We start from the raw sequence: 15,985 nt of genomic DNA on the forward strand, positions 1-15,985 counted from the left end.
GGGAATCAAAAGCGCACGATTACAGTAGCGGTTGCTTTACGGCCACGCTTGATCTTCCAGCCGGGGCCCTCCTTTACCAGGCGGATGGCTTCGTTGCGGGCAGCTTGCGGCAGATCGCCGGAGACATTAAAATCTGATAATACACCACTGCGGTTAACAATAAAGGTTACCACGGCTTCGCCTTTCACATTGGAGGAGTCTTGAGACATCCTGTTGCTCTCGCGGAGGTATTTTTCGTATCCAACCCAACCGTACGCGGGCTCGGCGTTTTGCTGCAGGAGATCGATATCCCTGGAGGCTTTGCCGGAAACTGCCTTTTTGTGGGGGCCATAACCTCTCACCATTATCTCATTCAGCGCCTGGTTGGCAGGCTCCAGTTGCAGGGTGTTGAGCTGGTTGGTGGCCACATTGCGGTTAAGCTGGAAACTTTGGGTATTGTAACCTGCGGCGGCTACGGAGATATTAAGCGCCGAAGTGTCGTACTGTTTGGATGGAATGTTGAAAAAACCTTCCCTGTCCGTGAAGTAGGATTCCCCCATGCTCTGAAAGCCCTGATTCGATTGAAGGTTGAGATTGGCGTTGGGGATCGGCCTGGCGAAATTATCGGTTACCCGTCCCCGTATCACGTTGCTGAGCTTCGCATTGTTATTATTGGCCTGGGCAATAGTAACGCCTGGCACCTTGCTTTGTAATACCCCTACTACTTCCGTATTACTGGTATCGGAAAGGTTCCACTGGTTGCGGAGATTTTCCGCTCTTTTAGCCAGGTCCTTTTCATCGATGCGGGCCGGGGCTACTTTGGCCGGAACATTGGTGTCAAGCGGAATGGTCTTGCCATCTGCCAGCGTCTGGTTATGTTGTTCGGCAGAGAAAAGACGGTTAGCAGAAGGGTTTACAGATTTCTGGGCCTGCCTGGCACTTTGGTTGGCAAATTGTTCAGCTTCTGCCACCTGTTTTGCAGATAATTCTTTTTTCTTCGACAGTTTTGCATTACCGGCAATTGCATCACTGTCTGCTGTATTGAATTCGGCGGGGAATCCTTCATCGGTCACCACCGGTTGCAGCCTGGCCGGTGTATCAGCCTTTGTCTGTGTCTGAACGGTAGCTATCTGGTTGGCGGATTCATGCTCTTTATTCAGGAAACTGTTCCATACAAAGATACCCGCGGCAATCAGCACAACTGCAGCGGCACTGAACCTCCACCAGGTAATGGCCCTGACCTTGCGGCCCGGTCTGGTCCTTTCAGCAATGGTTGCATGCAACTCATCCAGGTTGGTATTTACCGGGGTTTCTCCATGGGCCTGCATGGCAGTTTCCATTCCTTCGATGGCATCGGCCAGGAACGGATCTTCCAGTGCTGCTTTTTCCATGGCATGCATTTCGGATGCCGTCATGCTGCCACCGAGATACCGTTGGATATCCGCAGCTGTATAATGGGTGATATGTTGTGAATGATCACTCATGATGGTGAATGCTCAACTTATATTTCTCTGGTTTCAATAGCTGCCTGTTTTTCCATGCACAGTTTCAGGTTCCTTCTTCCATTCTGGATATGGCTCCTTACTTTATTCCATTCAATGCCTGTTTCAGTAGCTATCTCTTTATAACATTTGTTTTGTAAATAGAACAGTTCAACGGTTGCTTTCTGCTCACCCGAAAGGGTTTGCAAACAATGTTCCAGTCTTTGCAGGTTTTCTTCCTTCTGCATCATGCCATTCAGATGCGTTTCGCTTTCCGATTGCATAATCTCAGGATTGAATTCCGTGGTGCGGAAATTCCTGGGAGAGCGGAGTTGCATGAGACAGTGGTTCTTAGCGAGTGTGTACAACCAACTTTTAACGTTTTCTACCTGGTGATGGCTTAGTTTACGGCTCAGTTCTTCAAACAATTGCATCACGGCATCTTTGGCTGTTTCGGGGTCTTTGAGGTACTTCAGGCAAACACCATACATCAGGTCCATATACCGTTGAAACAGAAGGCCTAACACTTGCATGTCGCCTGTTTCACGGTACTCGTCGGCCAGCTCTTTGTCTGTCCGCCCGGGCTGTTGTATGTTCTTGAGGAAACCCACGAAGGATAAAATTAGCAAAAGATCAGGTAAGCAACGAATTATGGTTTGAGACTAGAGGGTGCCACCTTCGGGCCAGTTACTCCAATGGGTATTGGCCGGCCGGGTGGGTTTGAATAGTTTTTTGTCGCCCGTTTCAAGGGCATCCGCCAGCATGATGAAGGTTTCGTTTTCACTGGGCCTTTCCCGCATGGCAACATCAGGATGGTACCAATCATCCAGCCGGATGAACAGTTCAAGGGCTTGCGGAATCCGGGTACGCAATTCTTCTTCTGTTGCCAGTAACTGCTCCCTGTATTCAGGCAGCAGGCCGCGCAGCATTTCCTGGATCATGATCTTTCCGGGCTCTTCCAGCCGGATGCCTTTGGCCTCGTAGAAAGCCGGGTCCTTCGAGAGCCGGATCAGCTGTCCGCGCAGTAACATACTGTTGACGGCAGGATTGAGAAAACTGCTGGTTTCAGGATCGAATGTTTCCCCTTCATCACTGTTGCTGGTGATGTACAGCAAATTTTCATTTTCCAGTCCTGGCTCATGTGTGAGGTTATTACCGAACAGGTAAAGGTTATTGGTGATACCGTTGTGACTGCCGCCGCGGTAATTGAACCCTACCACTTCTATGGCAATGTTCCAGGCCGTATTGTTGCGCCAGGCAGTCAACCTGCAGGTGACCGGATAATGATAACCATTGTCCAGCATAGGGAAAACAAAATCCCTGGCTGCTTCATCAAATTGCTGCAGGATGTCCTTTGCTATGAACTCTTCTTTTTGTTGTTGCGTGGCCATTGCAGGGTTTTATACTGCAATGTTAGGCATTAGCGACTGCACTTCCGCGTTATGATCCCGATTTTATTGTCCTTTTATAAGCCCAGTAAAACACTACGGGAAATACGAACAGCTTGAAGATGGTATCAGTGACCAGGCCGCCGATCACCACGCGGGCCAGTGGCCTGGCGGTTTCCGACCCGATACCCGTGCTGATGGCCGCAGGCAGCAGGCCGATAGCCGCCATCAGCGCCGTCATCAATACCGGTCTGATCCTTGATTCAACACCATTCCGGATAGCAGCCACCAGGTCATGTTCCGTACTCACTTTCATGCTCCGCATATTGGATTTGAAAGTGGATAACAGGATCACCCCGTTCTGGATACAGATCCCGAACAATGCAATGAAGCCAATACCCGCAGAGATACTGAAGTTGATACCGGTGAAAAGCATGGAGAAGATCCCGCCCACAATGGCGAACAGCACCGTATGCAATACCAGCAGCGAGTCTTTGATATTTCCAAAGAGGATGAATAATATAAAGAAGATGAGCAGCAGGCTGATGGGTACAACCGTGGTCAGTCTTTGCGTGGCGCGCTGCTGATTCTCGAAATCACCGGACCATTGCAGGTTATACCCTTCGGGGATAGTGATGGCCGCAGCCACTTTCTGCTGTGCTTCCGCAATGGTGCTTCCCATATCCCGTCCCCGAACGGAGAATTTGATAGCCCCATAACGGGTATGATCATCCCGGTATATGATGCTGGGACCGGTGATCCGTTTGATATCTGCAATTTCCTTGATGGGGATCTTGGTGCCGCGGATACTGGGCACCAGCAGGTTGCCGATCTCCTGCTCATGCTGCCGGAAATCTTCCGGGTAACGGATCCGCAGATCGAAGATCTTTTCACCTTCATAGATGCTGGTGGCAGCCTTTCCGCCGATGGCCATTTCTATCACGGCATTGGCATTGTCTGTGGTGATGCCATAGAGCGCCATCTTCTGCTGGTTCAGGTTGATCTGCAGTTCAGGCTGGCCAAGGTTCCGGAGGATCGCCAGGTCTTCAATACCATTCACCGTTTTCAGTACATTGAAAATGGAGTCTTCTGTTTTTTCGATCACCTGGTAATTGTTCCCATACATCTTCACCACCAGTGATCCTTTAACTCCGGAAACGGCTTCCTCCACATTGTCCATAATGGGTTGGGAGAAATTGAGACTGATACCCGGAATGGATTCCAGTTGCTCGTTCATCTTCGCGATCAGTTGCTCCCTGTTCAGTTTGCTCTTCCATTCTTTTTCCGGGTAGATATCTATATGACATTCCACATTGTAAAATCCGGTGGCATCCGTACCGTCGTTGGGGCGGCCGGTCTGGCTCATCACCTGACGTACTTCAGGGAAGGTCAGGAAGATCTTACGCATATCATTTGCCACACGTACAGACTGATCCAGTGAGGCGGAGAGGGGGCCTGTAGCACGTACTTAAATGGAGCCTTCATTCAGTTGCGGTAAGAATTCTGTTCCTACAAAACGGAAGCTGAGAAAACCCACTACCAGCATCACGATAGCAATTGTGAAACTCACCATCTTCTTTCCGAACGACAGGCGGAAAACGCGCATCACATTGCGGTTCACCCAGTCCAGGAAGAAATTATGCTTCTCTTTTACATTCTTCTTCAGCAGTACTCCTGCCAGTACAGGCACCAGTGTGAAGGTGAGGATCAGGGCGCCCAGCAGGGCAAAGCCGAGTGTCCAGGCCAGTGGTGAGAACATTTTCCCTTCCACTTTTTCAAAAGTGAAAATGGGCAGCAGGCCGGCAATGATGATGAGTTTTGCAAAGAAGATGCTCTTGCCGCTTTCCATACAGGCTTTGCGGATCAGGCTCAGCTTGCTTTGCTTGTTGAAGCGGTCCATGCCCACGGCATGCGCCCGCCTGTCGAGCATCACAAAGATGCCTTCCACTATCACCACGGCGCCGTCAATGATGATCCCGAAATCAACTGCTCCCATGCTCAGCAGGTTGGCCGACATGCCTTTCAGTTTCAGACACACGAATGCAAAGAGCAGTGATAACGGGATAACTACAGAAACGATCAACGTGGTGCGCCAGTCGGCCATGAATATGAACACAACCACGGTAACCAGGATAATGCCCTCCATCATATTGTGTAGCACAGTGCCGGTGGCAAAGTCTACAAGGGTCTGGCGGTTATAGAAGGGCTTTATCTGAACATCAGCAGGGAGCACATTTTTATTGAGATGATCTATTTTCTGTTGCAGGGCAGCGATCACTTCCGTGGCATTCTCTCCCTTTCGCATCACTACAATTCCTTCCACTACATCCGGGTCACGGTCGCGGCCCACCTGTCCCAGGCGGGGCAATGCAGCAATGGTTACATCGGCAATATGGCTGACCAGTACAGGCGTACCATCGATATTGTCCACAATGATATTCCTGATCTCATCCACATCATTCAGGATGCCGATACCTCGTACCACATAGGCCTGGCCATTCTCTACTATGATATCGCCACCCACATTGATATTGCTGCGGTTCACGGCATTGTACAGTTCAACCGGCGTGATGCCGTATTGCGCAGCCTTGCCAGGGTCCACCGTTATCTCATAGGTCTTCACTTCGCCCCCGAAACTTACAATATCCGCCACACCGGGCACCGAGAGAATATTCTTTTCGATGGTCCAGTCCTGGATGGTCTTCAGTTCGCGAACGGATCTGGTGTCGCTTTCCAGTGTATAGCGATAGATCTCTCCGGTAGGGCCATAGGGAGGCTGGATATCCGGCTCAACGCCTTCCGGCAGTCTTGCCTTACCGATATTGTTGTTCACCTGTACCCGTGCAAAAGCATCATCCACCTTATCCTCGAAGATGATCTTCACAACAGACAGTCCGAAGAGGGAAGAAGAACGGATGGCTGTTTTCTTTTGCGCCGTATTCATGGAAATTTCCAGGGGGCGCGTCACAAATCTTTCCACTTCCTCGGCACTGCGACCGGGCCACTGGGTGATGATGGTGACGTTGGTATTGGTTACATCCGGGAATGCTTCAATGCCAATGCTCCTGAAACTGAGATAGCCTGCAACGGCCAGCAGGGAGGTGGCAAAGAAGATGAAGAATTTATTTTTGAGGGAGAAGCTTACAACCCTCCTGATGATCTTATTCATGGAACGTCATTAAGGGTTATTATTTGAGGGCTTCGTAGAAATAGAGCTGGCGGGAGGAGATCACCACATCGTGCTCGTTCAGGCCTTCACTGATATAAGCCCGGCCACCCATTTTTTCAGCAACGGTAACCGGCTGTATATGCGCCTTGTTGCCTTCTTTCACTACTACATAATACCGGTTATTGTCGAATATGAGTGAACGGGTGGGGATGCTTACCCGGCTGTGTTGCTGAACCACACTCACTTTTGCAGAAACGAACATTTCCGGTTTCAGCAGAAGGTCCGGGTTGCGGATATTGATGCGCGCCCGCATGGTTTTGGTTTCCGGGTCCAGCACCTGGTAGATCTTTTCGATATCACCCCTGAAAACCTTGCCAGGGTAGGAGAGGGAAGTGAGATGCACGCTGTCACCCTGATGGATATACGAGATATCCGATTCATAGATATTCACCATAGCCCATACATTGCTGATATCCGCTATCACGAATACAGGATCGTTATTATCAGGCCGGAGATGCGAATGTTCGGTCACTTTCTTTTCAATCACAAAGCCATTGATGGGCGTAGTGATCCGGTAACCCGCTTCGCGGTCGCCGCCATTGATGCGTAATACCTGTTCTGCCTTGTGCACTTCACTGCCCGCACGTTTATATTCGCTTTTAGCTTCTTCCACATCCTTTTCCGAAGCCAGGCCCGAGGCAAAGAGGTCCTGCTTCAGTTGCAGGTCCCGTTTGGCATTGGCAAGACTGGCTTCCGCAGTAGCCAGCTCATTGCTGTAGCTGGCCATCTCTCCGCTGACGAGCTCGGCCAGCACCTGTCCTGATTTCACATACCATCCCGAATGCACGTTCACCTTGCGCACGATACCGCTCACCATGGGATAGATCTTTATCTGGCTGTCTTCATCCGGAACGATCTTGCCTGTTACCAGGATCTCGTCTTTCACTGCATTGGTTGTAGCCGTATCTGTAACCACCCTGGTAAGCAGCTGTTCCATTTCTTTGGCGGGATCCGTTGCTGGAGCGGTCTGCGTCTGCTGTGAGCAGGCTGCAAACAGCAATGATGTAAGGCTGAGACTGAAAATGTATATGATGTTCATGGAAGAAGTTTAGAGTTGAATAAGCTGAACGCCGCTGACGAAATTGATCTGTTCCAGCGCCCGGTAGCGGTTGTACCGGATCTTGTGCAGGCTGATGATGGTTTCTTTATAGGAATCATAGAAGTCGATGAACTCCAGGAGGCTGATATTCCTGCGGACGAAATTTTTCTGCACTTCTTCTATCAGGTGCTGGAACTGTGCATCGAATTCCTGGTCTACACCCTCGTACAGGGATTCTGCATTGAGGGCGTCCGTATAGCGTTGCATCACTTCATGCGATAATGTGTTCTCCGATTGCTGCAACAGTGTTTTGCCCTGCTGAACGCGGATTTCCGCCTGCTTTATATTTCCCTGATTGCGGTTGAATAATGGAATGGGAAGGCCCACCGATACACCGGTGTAATTCCTGATATAACTTCCCTGTTTGTCGTAGCTAAGGCCCACAGTGAGATCCGGAACGGCCATGGCTTTCTGTAATTTCTGATTCAGCTCCTGGCTGCGCAGGTTTTCTTTTGCCGCCAGCAGATCATGCCGGTGTGCGCGTGCGGAATCCAGGATCTGCGTGTAATTCAGGTCCTGCAAAGGATGGTAGGAGAAAGAAGGCTCGGACCATACAGGAGTTATGGGGGTAGCCGGATCGATGCGTGTAAGCAGTTTCAGATCTGTGCTGATGGCATTCACTTCCTGCTGCATTTCTTTTTTTGTGGCCTGGAGGCTGTAGAGCAAGCTCTGGATGCGGAGCAGTTCTTTCTGCGCAATGTTCCCTTTCTGCAATTGCTCCCTGAAACCCGTGAGGATCCTGTTAAGGGAAGCGATCTGTGCATCATACAATCCAAGTGAGCGTTGCAGGAAATTGAGGTGATAGAAATTATCTCTCAGGGTAAAACTGAGGGTACGGATCAGGTCATAAAACTCATGCCCGCTGAGCTTTGCCTGGCTTTGCGCCAGCTGCACGGCTTTATTGCGTTTGCCTGCCAGGGTGATCACCTGCGATACCTGCAAAGTGTTGGTGCCGGTGTAACCGAAATCCATCCAGCGTTTGCTGTCTGGATCATAGAGCACATTCTCGTAACTGATCTCGGGATTGTTGTAAAGGCCTGCTGTGATCACTTCCGCTTTGGCGATATCGATATCATAACGGGCAGCCAGCAGGCTGAGGTTACTGTCGATGAACCGCTGTTCGGCGTCTTTCAGGGTAAGCCGCAGGGTGTCTGCGGGTTGCTGTGCAAATAGCGATGACATGCTGCAGCAGCATAATAAAAACAGGAATATTTTTTTCATCTTATGCGTTCCGGATTTACCGGAGCACAAAATTTGAAAATGATCATTAGACCGTTCTTACACGATTATTAGAGCAGGATTAGAACTGGGTGCTTATTGGTAAATTAATGTGAAAACGGGCGCCTTTGCCGGGCTCCGACTCTGCATCCACTGTTCCCTGGTGCATCTGAACGATCTTTTCCGTAATGCTCAGTCCCACGCCACTGCCGGGGAAACTGCGGGCATTGCTGCCACGGAAGAATGGCTGGAACAGGGTAGCCCTTTCCGCAGCTTCAAAGCCGATGCCTTCATCCGAGATACTGATCTGCACCTGGTTTTTAGAAGTTGATAATTGGATGCCCACCGGTTTGTTACCGGAGAACTTGAAGGCGTTTTTGATCAGGTTGTTGATGGCCGTTTCCAGCAATACCTTATTGCCATTGATATAAACGGGTTTGGTGAAACTGCTTTCATGCCTGAACTGGAATTGTTCGCCCTGGTGCTGCCAGTACTGCCTGATCTCCTGCATCAGTCCGGTGATCTCCACGGGTTCAAAATGCTGAAGGGGGCGGGCTGCATCATAATTGCTTAGCTCAAATAAGCGGTTGATGATCACCGTTAGTTTCTCCGATTCCGCCAGCACCGATTTCATGGTGCTGATATATTCTTCCTGGCTGCGTGGTTTGTTGAGCATCACTTCCAGTTCCCCGATGATGGCGGTGAGCGGGGTCCTCAGTTCGTGGGAAGCATTGCTGACAAAGGACCGCTGCATATCAAAGGCATGCTCCAGGTGGGTGAGCAGTTCATTGAAGTTATTGGCCAGTTCATTGATCTCATCTTTGTTCTGGGGAACCAGCACCCGCTCGTGCAGGGTGCCGCTCCTGATCCGCCTGATGGCATTGTTCACGTGAACGATCGGTCCGAGTGCCTTGCCTGCAAAACGTTTGCTCAGCAGGAAGAGGATCACCAGGCCGATCACCCAGGAGATGCAAAGCAGCATCAGCAGGTTATTCAGGTATTGCTTGCCGCTGAGATTCTGCGCCGTTACAATGATCACGAAGTCTCCCTGGTTGTCTTTGTAACTGATACCTGCCGCCTGTTTATTGTCGAGTTGAAAGAACAGCTCATTGTTCTGGCTTTTCCGGATCCTGTTGATCAGGTCGGGGGTAACGGTAGCGGAAGAATCGCTGATGAAAGATTGTGTATTCTCTTCGTTGTAGATATAGTTCTTTTCTTCGGTGAGGTTGCGCATGTATTTCTGCTGGATCTCGAGGAAGCTCTTTTTGGTGAGCTCATCTTTCTCCAGGAAAACCTGGGCGGTTATCAGTGCCCTGTCGCGCAGGCGATGGAAGAACACCTGTTTCACATAATCCGCAAACAGCAGGTAGATGATGATCATCACCAGCAGCAATATGCCGGCGCTGAGCAGGGTGAATTCCATCGAAAGCCTGTTGCGGATCTTCATCAGTGCGGTTTATTTGAGTACGTAGCCCATGCCGGTAAGGGTATGGATCAGTTTATTGCCGGGAAAAGGTTTTTCTATTTTATTACGAAGGTAGTTGACGTATACATCCACCACGTTGGCATTGGATTGGCGATCGATCCCCCAGACGGCATCGGAGATGAAAGCACGGGATAATACTTTGTTGGGATGTTTCATGAAGAGCTCCAGCAGCTTGTATTCGCGGGCTGTAAGTGTGATGGGGCTGCCGTTTCTGCTGGCAGTTTTGGAGCCGGTATCAAGGGTGAGGTCCATGAACTGCAATGTTTCCTGTCCGATACTGTCCTGGTGATGCCTGCGGTGCAATGCCTGGATACGGGCAAGCAGCTCCCTGAAATGAAAGGGTTTGGTGAGGTAGTCATCGGCGCCCTGGTCCAGGCCGGTAACGATATCGTCTGTTGTCTGCAGGGCAGATAGCATGATGATGGGCGTCCATACCTGTGCCTGGCGGAGCTTGCGGCAGATCTCGCGGCCGTTGATGCCAGGCAGGAGAATGTCCAGGATGATGATATCGTAATCTTTGTCCAGTGCGGCTTTGAGACCGGCCTGGCCATCTGATTCCACCTCAACGGTGAACTGTTGTTCTTCCAGTCCTTTTTTGATGAAGGAGGCAACTTTCTGTTCGTCTTCTATGATGAGGATGGTCATAGTGTACGGTTTTATTTGTGTGTGCCCAGTTGCTCGCGTCCCCGCGAGTGTCTGCGGCACCCTAAGTGGGCAAAGATTATGATTTATGAATTAAGAGGAGGTTAAAAAGCCTTACGGAAAGCCGGATGGAAGGTCTGTAATGTGTCTTTCAGGTAATTGTTATCCAGGTGGGTATAGATCTCTGTTGTAGTGATGCTGGCATGGCCTAGCATCTGCTGAACCGCCCTGAGATTGGCGCCCCGCTCTACCAGGTGGGTGGCGAAAGAATGACGGAAGGTATGCGGTGAGATATTCTTCCTGATACCGGCAAAGGCGGCCAGCTCTTTCAGAATAAGGAATACCATCACACGGCTCAGCGGTTTGCCTCTCCGGTTGAGGAAGAGAAAATCCTCTGCGCCTTTGGCAGCCTGCTGGCGGTTACGGAATCCTTCGCGGTACATACCGATCTGCTCTATCGCGGCACTGCCGATGGGCACCAGTCTTTCTTTATTACCCTTGCCCACCACGCGGATGAACTCTTCCTGCAGGTACAGTTGAGAAAGTTTAAGGTTCACTATTTCGCTCACGCGGAGACCACAACTGTACATGGTTTCAAGCATGGCCCTGTTGCGGTGGCCCTCGGGCTTGCTGAGGTCAATTTGTGCAATGATGGCTTCGATCTCTTCATAGGCCAGTACTTCAGGCAGGGCTTTTCTCAGCCGTGGAGCTTCCAGCAGTACGGCCGGATCGCTCTTCACGATATCTTCTATGGAACAGTAGCGGAAAAATTGCCTGATACCAGCCACCATGCGGGCCTGTGAAGCGGTGGTCATGCCCAGCTCACTCACCCATACAAGAAATTGCTGAAGGTCTTTGAGCGTGATCTCTGCAGGGCTTTTGGAAATGTCTGCGGACTGGAGGTATTGCGTGAGCTTTTCAACGTCGTGCAGATAGGCTTCCACCGAGTTGCCGGATAAAGACTTCTCGGAAGTTAAATAACGTTGGAATCCTTTTTTGCTGTCAAGCCACATGTGTATTATATTCGCCCTTCAAATGTACATAACAGATGGAACCATTCAATCTAAAGTCTTTCAAGAAAAAAATGATGCTGAACCGCTCCACCCTTCGGCGCTTTCTCACCCGTGTGGAAACCAAGGAGCCCAAGGGGATCGATAAGGTACAACACCAGGAGGATGTGGAAGTATGGAAAGACATGGATTGCCTGGCCTGCGCCAACTGTTGTAAAACGATGTCGCCCACTTTCACCAACGACGACATCAAGCGAATCTCAAAGCATGTGGGCATGAGCGCCCAGGCTTTCCGTGATAAATACCTCTACTTCGAGCGCGGGGATAAAGACTGGATGAACAAGCAGCAGCCCTGCCAGTTTCTTAACCTGGTAGACAACAAGTGCAGCATCTATGAAGTTCGTCCGCGCGACTGCTCCGGTTTCCCGCACCATACCAAGAAAAAAGTGCTTGATTACACGCATGTGTACAAGCAGAACGTGGAGTATTGTCCTGCCACTTACAAACTGGTGGAAAGGATGATGTACCGCCTGGAAGGGGAGAAGCTCAAATAATTTCAGCAGTAAATGTCTTCGATCAGAAAATAATCGGCATGGCCATCCCGGTGGAGGGTGATGCTGAGAATATCATACTGGATGCGTTTCCACTGCGGAGCCAGCAGTTGGTACTGCTCTGCGCATTTCATCATATTCTCCATTTTCTTTCCTGAAACGGCTTCTTCAGGATAGCCAAAACTGTGGCTGGTCCTGGTTTTGACCTCAATGAAATGCAGGGTGTTGTTGCGGCTGGCAATGATATCGATCTCATATTTGCGGTAACTCCAGTTCCGGTGCAGGATTACATATCCTTTTTCCACAAACCACTTCACGGCCTGATCTTCTCCTATTTTACCGGTCTCATTGTGTTGAGCCATGCCTTTGATTTTGTATTATTGTAACCCGAAAACCAGCATATGCAAAATAATACAAAAATATTCAGGCTCGAAGGAAAGGTGCAGCACTACGCATGGGGTGGAAATAGTTATATCCCTGCGTTGTTATCTCAGAATAACCAGGAAGGAAAACCGTTTGCGGAATACTGGATGGGAGCGCACGACAATGCGCCATCACTGGTAGTGACCAGCGAAGGAAAGATCCCCCTCAATGAATTCATCGCCAAAGATCCGGCTGGATTGCTCGGCAGCCCGGTGAATAAAACTTTCGGCCGCCTGCCATACCTGCTGAAGGTACTTGATGTGAATGATATGCTCAGTATCCAGGTGCATCCCACCAAATCCGCTGCTGTAGCGGAGTTTGAGGCGGAGAACAAAAAAGGCACTCCGCTGAATGCCGCCAACCGGAATTATAAAGACGACAATCATAAACCTGAGCTGATGGTGGCCCTCTCTGATTTCTGGCTGTTGCACGGCTTCAGGAAAACAGAAGAAACGGCAGAGATCATCGGGAGGATCCCGGAACTGAACTTCCTGAAACCTTTCCATGATCAGAACAATCATTCACGCATATACAGGCACGTGATGACCATGCCTCAGGAGGAAGTTAACCAGGCCTTGCAGCCTTTGCTGGACCGTATCATTCCCCTTTACCAGGAGAATAAGCTGGATAAGAACGACCCGGACTTCTGGGCTGCCCGTGCTGCCCTCACATTCAATGAGCCGGGCCGTATTGATCGTGGCATTTTCTCCATTTACCTGTTCAACCTGGTGAGGATGGAACCTGATTTTGCCATCTTCCAGGATGCCGGTGTGCCGCATGCTTACCTTTTCGGGCAGAACATGGAGATCATGGCCAACTCAGACAATGTGCTTCGAGGCGGCCTTACCAATAAACATGTGGATGTGGATGAGTTGATGAAGCATGTGAGGTTCACGCCGGTGGAGCCCCAACTGATAGCAGGTTCTGTGGAAATGGAGAGCGCGGATGGACAGGTAGCCGAAACCCGGTTCAAAACACCAGCCCCGGATTTTGAACTGCGCCAGATCTGGTTGCCGGAAGGGGAGAGCCTGACGCTGCCTGTGAATACAACTGATATCTTCTTTGTTTTATCCGGAAATGCAGCCGTGAATAGCGGAAATACCAGCCTTGCACTGAAACGCGGAGAAGCCATGCTGGCCATTCCGGGAGCTGATGTGAATATCAAAGCAGTGGGTGATGAAGTGGTGATTTTCAGGGCCACAGCCGGATTGTAATTAATTTTTGATACGATGTTTGGGGCTGACTTCAAAAGGTCAGCCCCATTTATTTTTGCAGTGCCCAGTCGCTCGCGTCCCCCGCGAGTGACTTCTATTTGCTTGCCACCGGCGAGGTGGCTTCAAAAGATGGATCAATACATTCGAAGTGGCAGGCACTATTTTGCGATGAACATTTCAGCCATCATGGTAGTCTGTTCTGCATCTATGCTTGAAACCTGGAATAATCCGGTTACCTTATTGTCTGTGGTGCGGAAGAGCCAGATCTCGCCTTCATGCGGATGTGTGAGTACGGATTTGGGATTTACTCCTTTATGCCAGGCACCGATCAGTTCACCGGCCGGTAATTTCTGGTTATTTTTCTGCAATATGCTTCCCAGTTCATCCAGCGTAAGGGTGGATTTTTTGAAGATCACAGACTGGTGGTGGAGCCAGTTCTCCTGCCCGTATTCAACAGGGAAAACTTCCGGGCTGTACAATCCGTAATCGGGTCCGTTCTTGTAAAAACCAAAGAGGATGGTTTTCTGCAGAGCGGCATCGATGCTGATCTGGGGCATCATTTTGGCGGTAAGGTCATCCATCGAGAGCCAGTTCTGAGTATAAATACCCAGTTCCTTTTTGTACTGAATGCCGATTGGTGAATACTCCACGGATGTGGGAACAGGCTCAGCTTTGTCTTTTTTGCAGGCAATGAGGCTTGTTACGATAAGCGTCATTGCAATCAGTCTTTTCATTTTCCAGAGTTTTTATGATTGAGATAATTGTTCTCTGGCACAAAACTGCAAATAGCCTGGCGTGATAAAAGACCCGTTTAACGGAAGAGGAGGATGACTTAATGAATAAATAAAGAACGGGCGCCTCCAGGGAGACGCCCGTTGAAATATCTGTTGCCTGTAAACTTATGCAAGAACGGTGATCAGTCCTTTGATCACTGCACCCAGCTTAACAGCTTCCAGCACTTTGCCTTCGCTGCTGCCATGTTGCAGTACAGATTGCTCATGTGAAGTAACACACATTTCGCAACCATTGATGGAAGAGATCACCAGGCTTGCCAGTTCAAAGAACTCCTTGCCCAGCACGGGATTCATCATAATGCTCATCTTGATGCCGGCAGGAGTGGCCGTGTAATATTCTTTCTGCATGAAATGACGGAACCTGTAGAACACATTGTTGGTAGCCATCAGTGAAGTGCAGGCGATCATTTCCGCGATCTCCGCTTCAGTGGCGCCGGCATCTTTTGCAAGGCCGGTGAAGGCTTCCTGCAGGAAGATGACCTTGTCGTTCACTGCCACGCCCAGCGCCAGCAATAATGCTTCCTTGCGTGTGAGGTACTGCGTATTGCTCAGTACATTACTGGTATTGATCTTCAGATCCTTGATATACCGTGCATTCACCTGCAGTAAAGCCTGTGCGTTGGCTGAAGGAACATAGTTGGGGATATTGAGCTCCGCCAGCAGGTTCTGAAAAGTCTCGTTCTGAATTATTGATTCAACACTCATGGTTCCGGGTTTAGATTAGTTCATGTTCAGCTGGGTAGTCAGCGTTTCCTGACCTTTATTCCAGTTGCATGGGCAGAGCTCATCTGTTTGCAGTGCGTCCAGTACACGGATAACCTCCTGTACGTTACGGCCTACGCTCAGATCGTTCACACTAACCCAACGGATGATACCCTGAGGGTCGATGATGAAAGTAGCGCGGTAAGCGATCTTCTCTTCACTGTCCAGGATGCCCAGCTCTTCAGCGAGTGATTTTGACGTGTCAGCCAGCATGGGGAACTTCAGGTCTTTCAGATCAGCATGGTCTTTTCTCCAGGCCAGGTGAACGAATTCAGAATCGGTAGAAGCACCGATCAGTACTGTATCGCGGTCAGAAAAATCGGAAGCTTTCTTGTTGAATTCAGCGATCTCTGTAGGGCATACGAAAGTGAAATCCTTAGGCCACCAGAACATCACCATCCACTGACCCTGGCTGCTTGCATGGTCCTGAGTAAGGTCTGCAAACTCTTTTCCTTTTTCTGTTGATACTACTGCCTTTTTCTTAAATGCAGGGAACTGGTTCCCAATAGACAAAATTCTGTTGGACATATAATGATTATTAAAGTTTTTGCTGATTTTCTCTGTGGGGCAATCGTAAGGTGGCGCAAAAGTAAGCTTGTAAGTAATAGATAATCATAAACATTATCTATTGATCAATAGATACTATCTATAATCATGGCTCAGACTGCATCTTTTAGCAGGTAAACGAAAAAAACGTACTTTTGGGGCC

Annotated in this window: 14 protein-coding genes and 1 pseudogene; 2 read left to right on the forward strand and 13 right to left on the reverse strand. The window is 49.7% G+C overall.

From position 1 onward, the window contains the following. Positions 1–5 precede the first annotated feature (5 nt). From ACTHMC_RS14430 to xerD, 9 genes and pseudogenes are all read right to left on the reverse strand, one after another. Positions 6–1,463 (reverse strand): hypothetical protein, encoded by a 1,458-nt coding sequence (locus tag ACTHMC_RS14430; RefSeq protein WP_440414020.1) that lies wholly within the window; start codon positions 1,461–1,463, stop codon positions 6–8. A gap of 17 nt (positions 1,464–1,480) precedes the next feature. Next, positions 1,481–2,089 (reverse strand): RNA polymerase sigma factor, encoded by a 609-nt coding sequence (locus ACTHMC_RS14435; protein WP_440414021.1) that lies wholly within the window; start codon positions 2,087–2,089, stop codon positions 1,481–1,483. 33 nt (positions 2,090–2,122) lie between these two features. Further along, on the reverse strand, positions 2,123–2,851 hold the full coding sequence (locus ACTHMC_RS14440) for a DUF7003 family protein (RefSeq protein WP_440414022.1): 729 nt from the start codon (positions 2,849–2,851) through the stop codon (positions 2,123–2,125). 49 nt (positions 2,852–2,900) lie between these two features. After that, positions 2,901–6,017: pseudogene (locus tag ACTHMC_RS14445) on the reverse strand (efflux RND transporter permease subunit). Positions 6,018–6,036: 19 nt separating this feature from the next. Next, entirely contained in the window at positions 6,037–7,116 is a 1,080-nt protein-coding gene (locus tag ACTHMC_RS14450) for an efflux RND transporter periplasmic adaptor subunit (protein ID WP_440414023.1), read from the reverse strand. A 9-nt stretch (positions 7,117–7,125) separates the two neighbouring features. Next, positions 7,126–8,358 carry a TolC family protein gene (locus ACTHMC_RS14455; RefSeq protein ID WP_440414025.1) on the reverse strand — a complete coding sequence of 411 codons (1,233 nt, stop codon included), beginning with the start codon at positions 8,356–8,358 and terminating at the stop codon, positions 7,126–7,128. Between the two features lie 118 nt (positions 8,359–8,476). Continuing rightward, entirely contained in the window at positions 8,477–9,841 is a 1,365-nt protein-coding gene (locus ACTHMC_RS14460) for a sensor histidine kinase (protein ID WP_440414027.1), read from the reverse strand. Positions 9,842–9,850: 9 nt separating this feature from the next. Beyond that, the gene (locus tag ACTHMC_RS14465; protein ID WP_440414029.1) at positions 9,851–10,525 is read right to left on the reverse strand and encodes a response regulator transcription factor; all 675 of its coding nucleotides are present in this window, start codon (positions 10,523–10,525) and stop codon (positions 9,851–9,853) included. A gap of 101 nt (positions 10,526–10,626) precedes the next feature. Continuing rightward, entirely contained in the window at positions 10,627–11,535 is a 909-nt protein-coding gene (gene xerD, locus ACTHMC_RS14470; protein WP_440414031.1) for a site-specific tyrosine recombinase XerD, read from the reverse strand. Positions 11,536–11,570: 35 nt separating this feature from the next. Here xerD and ACTHMC_RS14475 point away from each other — a divergent pair, with 35 nt between their 5' ends. Then, positions 11,571–12,086 (forward strand): YkgJ family cysteine cluster protein, encoded by a 516-nt coding sequence (locus ACTHMC_RS14475; protein ID WP_440414032.1) that lies wholly within the window; start codon positions 11,571–11,573, stop codon positions 12,084–12,086. 2 nt (positions 12,087–12,088) lie between these two features. Here the strand turns inward: ACTHMC_RS14475 and ACTHMC_RS14480 are convergent, their stop codons facing one another. Further along, a complete protein-coding gene (locus ACTHMC_RS14480) occupies positions 12,089–12,445 on the reverse strand; it encodes a YraN family protein (RefSeq protein WP_440414034.1) in 357 nt (118 codons plus the stop codon). Positions 12,446–12,484: 39 nt separating this feature from the next. Here ACTHMC_RS14480 and manA point away from each other — a divergent pair, with 39 nt between their 5' ends. After that, the gene (manA, locus tag ACTHMC_RS14485) at positions 12,485–13,720 is read left to right on the forward strand and encodes a mannose-6-phosphate isomerase, class I (RefSeq protein WP_440414036.1); all 1,236 of its coding nucleotides are present in this window, start codon (positions 12,485–12,487) and stop codon (positions 13,718–13,720) included. A 158-nt stretch (positions 13,721–13,878) separates the two neighbouring features. Here manA and ACTHMC_RS14490 read toward each other — a convergent pair whose 3' ends face one another. The 3 genes from ACTHMC_RS14490 to ACTHMC_RS14500 all read right to left on the reverse strand — a co-directional run bounded on the left by ACTHMC_RS14490 (position 13,879) and on the right by ACTHMC_RS14500 (position 15,804). Continuing rightward, positions 13,879–14,454: a hypothetical protein gene (locus tag ACTHMC_RS14490; RefSeq protein ID WP_440414037.1), complete on the reverse strand. Its 576-nt coding sequence runs from the start codon at positions 14,452–14,454 to the stop codon at positions 13,879–13,881. Between the two features lie 165 nt (positions 14,455–14,619). Further along, complete coding sequence (locus tag ACTHMC_RS14495) at positions 14,620–15,219, reverse strand: carboxymuconolactone decarboxylase family protein (RefSeq protein WP_440414038.1); 600 nt, start codon at positions 15,217–15,219, stop codon at positions 14,620–14,622. A 15-nt stretch (positions 15,220–15,234) separates the two neighbouring features. Continuing rightward, on the reverse strand, positions 15,235–15,804 hold the full coding sequence (locus tag ACTHMC_RS14500; protein ID WP_440414039.1) for a peroxiredoxin: 570 nt from the start codon (positions 15,802–15,804) through the stop codon (positions 15,235–15,237). Positions 15,805–15,985 lie beyond the last annotated feature (181 nt).

Origin of the sequence: Pseudobacter sp. (genome assembly GCF_051955275.1) — a bacterium.
Taxonomy (GTDB): Bacteria; Bacteroidota; Bacteroidia; order Chitinophagales; family Chitinophagaceae; genus Pseudobacter.

Excerpts from the sequence above, each read along its gene's own strand:
- ACTHMC_RS14440 (WP_440414022.1), bottom strand. The coding sequence starts at position 2,851 with ATGGCCACGCAACAACAAAAAGAAGAGTTCATAGCAAAGGACATCCTG.
- ACTHMC_RS14430 (WP_440414020.1), bottom strand. The coding sequence starts at position 1,463 with ATGAGTGATCATTCACAACATATCACCCATTATACAGCTGCGGATATC.
- ACTHMC_RS14465 (WP_440414029.1), bottom strand. The coding sequence starts at position 10,525 with ATGACCATCCTCATCATAGAAGACGAACAGAAAGTTGCCTCCTTCATC.
- ACTHMC_RS14455 (WP_440414025.1), bottom strand. The coding sequence starts at position 8,358 with ATGTCATCGCTATTTGCACAGCAACCCGCAGACACCCTGCGGCTTACC.
- ACTHMC_RS14475 (WP_440414032.1), top strand. The coding sequence starts at position 11,571 with ATGGAACCATTCAATCTAAAGTCTTTCAAGAAAAAAATGATGCTGAAC.
- xerD (WP_440414031.1), bottom strand. The coding sequence starts at position 11,535 with ATGTGGCTTGACAGCAAAAAAGGATTCCAACGTTATTTAACTTCCGAG.
- ACTHMC_RS14450 (WP_440414023.1), bottom strand. The coding sequence starts at position 7,116 with ATGAACATCATATACATTTTCAGTCTCAGCCTTACATCATTGCTGTTT.
- ACTHMC_RS14460 (WP_440414027.1), bottom strand. The coding sequence starts at position 9,841 with ATGAAGATCCGCAACAGGCTTTCGATGGAATTCACCCTGCTCAGCGCC.
- ACTHMC_RS14490 (WP_440414037.1), bottom strand. The coding sequence starts at position 14,454 with ATGAAAAGACTGATTGCAATGACGCTTATCGTAACAAGCCTCATTGCC.
- ACTHMC_RS14495 (WP_440414038.1), bottom strand. The coding sequence starts at position 15,219 with ATGAGTGTTGAATCAATAATTCAGAACGAGACTTTTCAGAACCTGCTG.
- ACTHMC_RS14500 (WP_440414039.1), bottom strand. The coding sequence starts at position 15,804 with ATGTCCAACAGAATTTTGTCTATTGGGAACCAGTTCCCTGCATTTAAG.
- manA (WP_440414036.1), top strand. The coding sequence starts at position 12,485 with ATGCAAAATAATACAAAAATATTCAGGCTCGAAGGAAAGGTGCAGCAC.
- ACTHMC_RS14480 (WP_440414034.1), bottom strand. The coding sequence starts at position 12,445 with ATGGCTCAACACAATGAGACCGGTAAAATAGGAGAAGATCAGGCCGTG.